The 4,941-nt window shown below is 64.1% G+C and carries 2 protein-coding genes and 1 rRNA gene; all 3 read left to right on the top strand.

Annotated elements, in window-relative coordinates; genetic code table 11:
- Nucleotides 1-94: ribosomal RNA gene (gene rrf / locus BMX78_RS22445) — 5S ribosomal RNA — on the top strand; the annotation flags it as partial.
- Between the two features lie 133 nt (nt 95-227).
- On the top strand, nt 228-1,235 hold the full coding sequence (locus tag BMX78_RS22440) for a LacI family DNA-binding transcriptional regulator (protein WP_091424804.1): 1,008 nt from the start codon (nt 228-230) through the stop codon (nt 1,233-1,235).
- A gap of 114 nt (nt 1,236-1,349) precedes the next feature.
- Nucleotides 1,350-4,361 (top strand): glycoside hydrolase family 2 TIM barrel-domain containing protein, encoded by a 3,012-nt coding sequence (locus BMX78_RS22435; protein WP_091424801.1) that lies wholly within the window; start codon nt 1,350-1,352, stop codon nt 4,359-4,361.
- Nucleotides 4,362-4,941 lie beyond the last annotated feature (580 nt).

The raw sequence follows: 4,941 nt of genomic DNA, 5'->3' as shown, positions 1-4,941 counted from the left end.
AACGCCCGGTCCCATTCCGAACCCGGAAGCTAAGACCCACAGCGCCGATGGTACTGCACCCGGGAGGGTGTGGGAGAGTAGGTCACCGCCGGACAACCATTAGGTCGAGGCCCCAACCATCACGGTTGGGGCCTCCCACATTTAACACAACAAACGCCACTGCCGGGACGGGCATCACGGCAGAAACCAGGCGTGGGGGCCACCCTGGCCCGCCTAGACTTACCGTCATGGCCTCCAGCTCCCGCGAATCCCGCATCCGAAGAGCAACTATCCTCGACGTTGCGGCAGCCGCGGGGGTTTCACGCCAGACCGTGACCCGCGCAATGAACGATATGCCAGGGATCAGCCCGGCCACACGGGAACGCGTCCAGCAACTCGCAGCCGAGCTCGGATACAGCCCCAGCCGCTTCGCGAAGGGCCTGGTGCAGGGAGCCCGGATCTCCCTGGGGCTTGCCATCCCGGACCTCACTAATCCGTACTTCCCCGCTTTCGCTTCCAGCGTGGTGGAAGAAGCCACCCAGCGCGGCTGGAATGTGGTGGTTGATGATTTTGGCCACGGCAGCGGGAGCGGCTTGGATGCAGTAGCCCGGCTGGCGCCCCAAGTGGATGCACTGATCGGATACCTCGGGGCCTGCTCCAGCGATGCTCAGGCCATGATGGGCAGGCGCCCCGTGGTGGTGCTTGACTACCCCGCGGGACAGGCGGCGGGCGGCATCTCCTTCGACTACTCCTATGGCGCGGGGCTGGCACTCCAGCGCTTCATGTCCGAAGGCCGCCGGCGGATTGGCTACCTTGATTCAGACCAGGAGGGTACTGCCACCACCCGTGGCGCTGCCGTTGCGGCTGCGGCGGCCGCGGCCGGCATTGAACTCATCGTCGGCCAGTGCCTCGATTCCGCCCCCGCCGCCCGCGAAGCCCTCCGCGCATTGCTTGAAGAAGACGGCGGGATCGACGGGCTCCTGGTGTTCAATGACCTGATGGCAGCGGGGGCCATGAAAGGCCTGCACGACGCCGGGAGGGCCGTTCCAGAGGACTGTGCGGTGATCGGGATGGACGGTATACCCTTGGGCGAACTCTTGACGCCGGAGCTGACCACGCTGGCACTGGACTTGAGGGCGGTGGGGCGGTCCGCCGTCGACCTCGTCGATAATCTCCTCAGCGGGGCCATCAAAGCGTCGAGTGATGAGGCGAGCTTGATTCTCAAACATCAGCTGGTGCTTCGGCAATCTGCCTGAGCCCTACTCAAAGCTGGCAACAACCGGTAGGCTGAACCCAACGACGTGAACGTTCACGCAAACACTTCACCCAGCGCCCTGCCGCCCCGGAAAACCCATGAAGCAAGGAAGCCCATGTCAGTTCACTCCCCTTCCGTTACCGCCGGCAACTCCCTTGGAAGCCCCATGGGGCAGCCCCGCAATCTGGAGGTTGGTGCCGAAGCCACCGCGGATCTGGCTTCCTTCCAACCGGGCAAAGGAACCCTTCCGGCACGGGCCTACCTGCACAGCGACGCTCCCCGGTTGTCACTGAATGGGGAGTGGCAGTTCCGGCTTAGCCCCGGAATCCGGGTGGCTCCGGAAGATGGCTGGCAGCTCGGGGATGACCTGGAGGGCTTTGCCGGCCTGCCCGTGCCGTCCAGCTGGCCAATGCATGGGCACGGCGCTCCTGCGTACACGAACGTGCAGTTTCCGTTCGCTGTGGAGCCGCCGCACGTCCCGGAGACCAACCCCATCGGCGACCATGTTGTGGTCTTCGAGGCCGGCCCCGAATTCCTTCCGCACGCACTGCTGCGTTTCGACGGCATCGAATCTGCAGGAACGGTATGGCTGAACGGCGTGGAACTCGGCACTACCCGCGGAAGCCGGCTGGCTCACGAATTCGATGTGACCGGAATCCTCAAACAGGGCAGGAACATCCTGGCCGTGCGGGTGGCGCAGTTCTCGGCCGCCAGCTATGTGGAGGACCAGGACATGTGGTGGCTGCCCGGTATTTTCCGTGACGTCACGCTCCAGGCCCGGCCCGTGGACGGCATCGACGATGCTTTTGTCCACGCCGGCTACGATCACCGCACCGGCGAAGGCAACCTCAAAGTGGAGGCGAGCCGGGGCGGACAGGCGATTGACGCCGTCGTCCGCGTTCCCGAGCTGAACCTGGAACTGCAGGCCGGCACGGAGGTGCGGATCCACGCCGTCGAACCCTGGTCCGCCGAAGTACCGCGGCTCTATGAGGCAACCATCAGCGCCCCTGGTGAGACCGTAACGCTGCAGGTCGGCTTCCGCAGCATTGCCATCGAAGACGCTCAGTTCAAGGTCAACGGGCGGCGGATCCTGCTGCGCGGCGTCAACCGCCATGAGCACCACCCCCGCCTTGGCCGGGTGGTGCCGCAGGACGTTGTGGAGGCCGAACTGCGGCTGATGAAGCAGCACAATATCAATGCAATCCGGACGTCCCATTACCCGCCGCACCCCGACTTCCTGGCCCTCGCAGACCGGCTCGGCTTTTACGTGGTGCTGGAGTGCGATCTCGAGACCCACGGCTTTGAGAGCGCAGGCTGGGCGCAGAACCCGAGCGATGACCCGCAGTGGGAAGAGGCCCTGGTTGACCGGATGCGCCGCACGGTGGAACGGGACAAGAACCATCCGGCGGTGATCATGTGGTCGCTCGGCAACGAGGCCGGCACAGGCAGGAACCTCGCGGCGATGTCGCGCTGGGCCAAGGACCGGGATCCGTCCCGCCCCCTCCACTACGAGGGCGACTGGTCCTCTGAACACGTGGACGTCTACTCCCGCATGTACGCCAGCCAGGCGGAAACGGCCCTGATCGGACAAGGAATTGAGCCGCCCCTGGACGATGCCGCGCTGGATGCCCGACGCCGGTCCATGCCTTTTGTGCTCTGCGAATATGTGCACGCCATGGGTAACGGCCCCGGCGGCATGACGGAGTACCAGGAGCTTTTCGAGAAGTATCCGCGCCTGATGGGCGGCTTCGTGTGGGAGTGGCTCGAACACGGCATCACCATCACGTCCCCGGACGGACGCCAGCACTATGGCTATGGCGGCGACTTCGGTGAGGAAGTCCACGACGGCAACTTTGTCACCGATGGCCTGGTGGACGCCGACCGTAACCCGAGGCCGGGCCTGCTCGACTTCAAGAAGGTCGTGGAGCCCCTGCGCATCACGGTGGCGGAGGACTGGTCCGGCTTCACCGTCCGCAACGGCCAGGACTTCGCGGACACCTCCGCGTTCAGCTTCCGGTACAAGGTAGAGGCCGACGGCGGCACGCACGACGTCGGGACCGTGGAGGTTGCGCCGGTGTCGCCTCAGAATGAGGCAACTGTGCCGCTTCCGGCTTTGGCGTCGGGGATGAAGGACCGCACTGCAGTCCTGACCGTGAGCGCGGTCCTCGCCGCTGAAACGGCCTGGGCTCCCGCCGGGCACGAAGTTGCGTGGGGGCAATTCGTCCACGCAGGCGCTTCTCCTGAAGGGCCTGCGCAGGTTGAGCCGCTCCGCGTCAAGGACGCCGAACTTGAGCTAGGGCCAGTGCTCTTCAGCCGGATCACCGGAATGCCCACGTCCATTGGCGGTATACCCGTGGAGAAGCTCTCCCTGACGTTGTGGTGGCCACCCACGGACAACGACCTGGGCAGGGAATGGGGCGGCGTTGACGAGCGCCCGCTCGCCACGCAGTGGAAGGACGCCAGGCTGAACCTGCTCCATGCCCGGCTGCTCGGAATCACTTCGGAGGCCGGTCCTGAAGGTGGGGAAGCGCTGACGGTGCGCACGCGCGTGAGCGCAGCCGATAAGCAGTACGGCGTGTTTGTGGACTACACCTGGACCAGCGACGGCGATGCCGTCGCGCTCCGGACGCAGGTCCGGCCCGACGGCGCCTGGCTTAACGGGGGCTTTGAGGTCGAATGGGCTCGGATCGGACTCGAACTCGTCCTGGCTGATCCGGCCGCGTCCGTGACTTGGTTTGGCAAAGGACCGCACCAGAGCTACCCGGACACGGGGCAGGGGGCACGGACCGGGTGGTTCACACTGCCCGCGGCGGAGATGGATGTTGACTACGTTCGCCCGCAGGAGTCGGGGGCCCGCTCCGGCGTTCGCTCGGCCGCAGTCCAGCTCAGCGAGAGGACGCTCGAGATTCATGGTGAACCCTTTGCCCTTACTGTCCGGCCCTATAGCCAGGAGGCTTTGGATGCGGCGGCGCACCGGCCGGACCTGAAGCCCGATGGCCGGACCTACCTCTACCTTGACCATGCGCTCCGAGGAGTGGGAACTGCTGCCTGCGGCCCAGGCGTCCTGGAGCAGTACCGCCTTAAGCCCCGGGAAGCCGACTTCACGCTGGTGCTCACGGTGCGCTAACAGGCTGGCGGAGTGCAATGTGAGGCAGTGCATATTGCCCGGAGGCACCCCACTGGACGCCTATTCCGTATTGAACCCCCGAAATTCCTTGCCGTTTCGGGGTTTTTGGGGGTGTGGGGTGGGGTTGGTGGTGGATTTGCGGGGTGGGGTGTGGGCGTGTATTGTTTTCTGAGTCGCCGCCGCTGATGCGGAAAGATTGCGGCCAATCCCCTGACAAACAGCCTGAAAATGGTTCGCCTGCTGGCGCGCCGGATATTGGGTAGGGGCGGTTGAGGGAGGCGCGGATCGCGGAAACGCTGATTTGCAAAGCTTCTTGAGATCGGGTAAGTTTGAAAAGTTGCTCCGGAGCGATCCATGACTGGAATATGTTGTGGTGGTGCCGGGTGTGTCTGTTGTTTGAGAACTCAATAGTGTGCCAAGTTTGTTGATACCAATTGTTTTATGAATTGGTTGAATTGACTGGATCGGTCCGCCCCTGTGGATGGGTCTGGTTTTTACAGCTGGTTTCAAATTTTTGCAGTCGGGTTTCCGCGTTTTCCCGTGGTGCCTGGTTGTGTTCGTTTTTGTTTTACTTCAACGG

The organism is Arthrobacter sp. OV608 (assembly GCA_900110595.1).
GTDB lineage: Bacteria > Actinomycetota > Actinomycetes > Actinomycetales > Micrococcaceae > Arthrobacter.
This window is presented reverse-complemented; position numbering and strand designations above follow the sequence as displayed.

Coding starts and splice junctions, on each gene's coding strand:
- BMX78_RS22440 (WP_091424804.1), top strand. CDS start 228: ATGGCCTCCAGCTCCCGCGAATCCCGCATCCGAAGAGCAACTATCCTC.
- BMX78_RS22435 (WP_091424801.1), top strand. CDS start 1,350: ATGTCAGTTCACTCCCCTTCCGTTACCGCCGGCAACTCCCTTGGAAGC.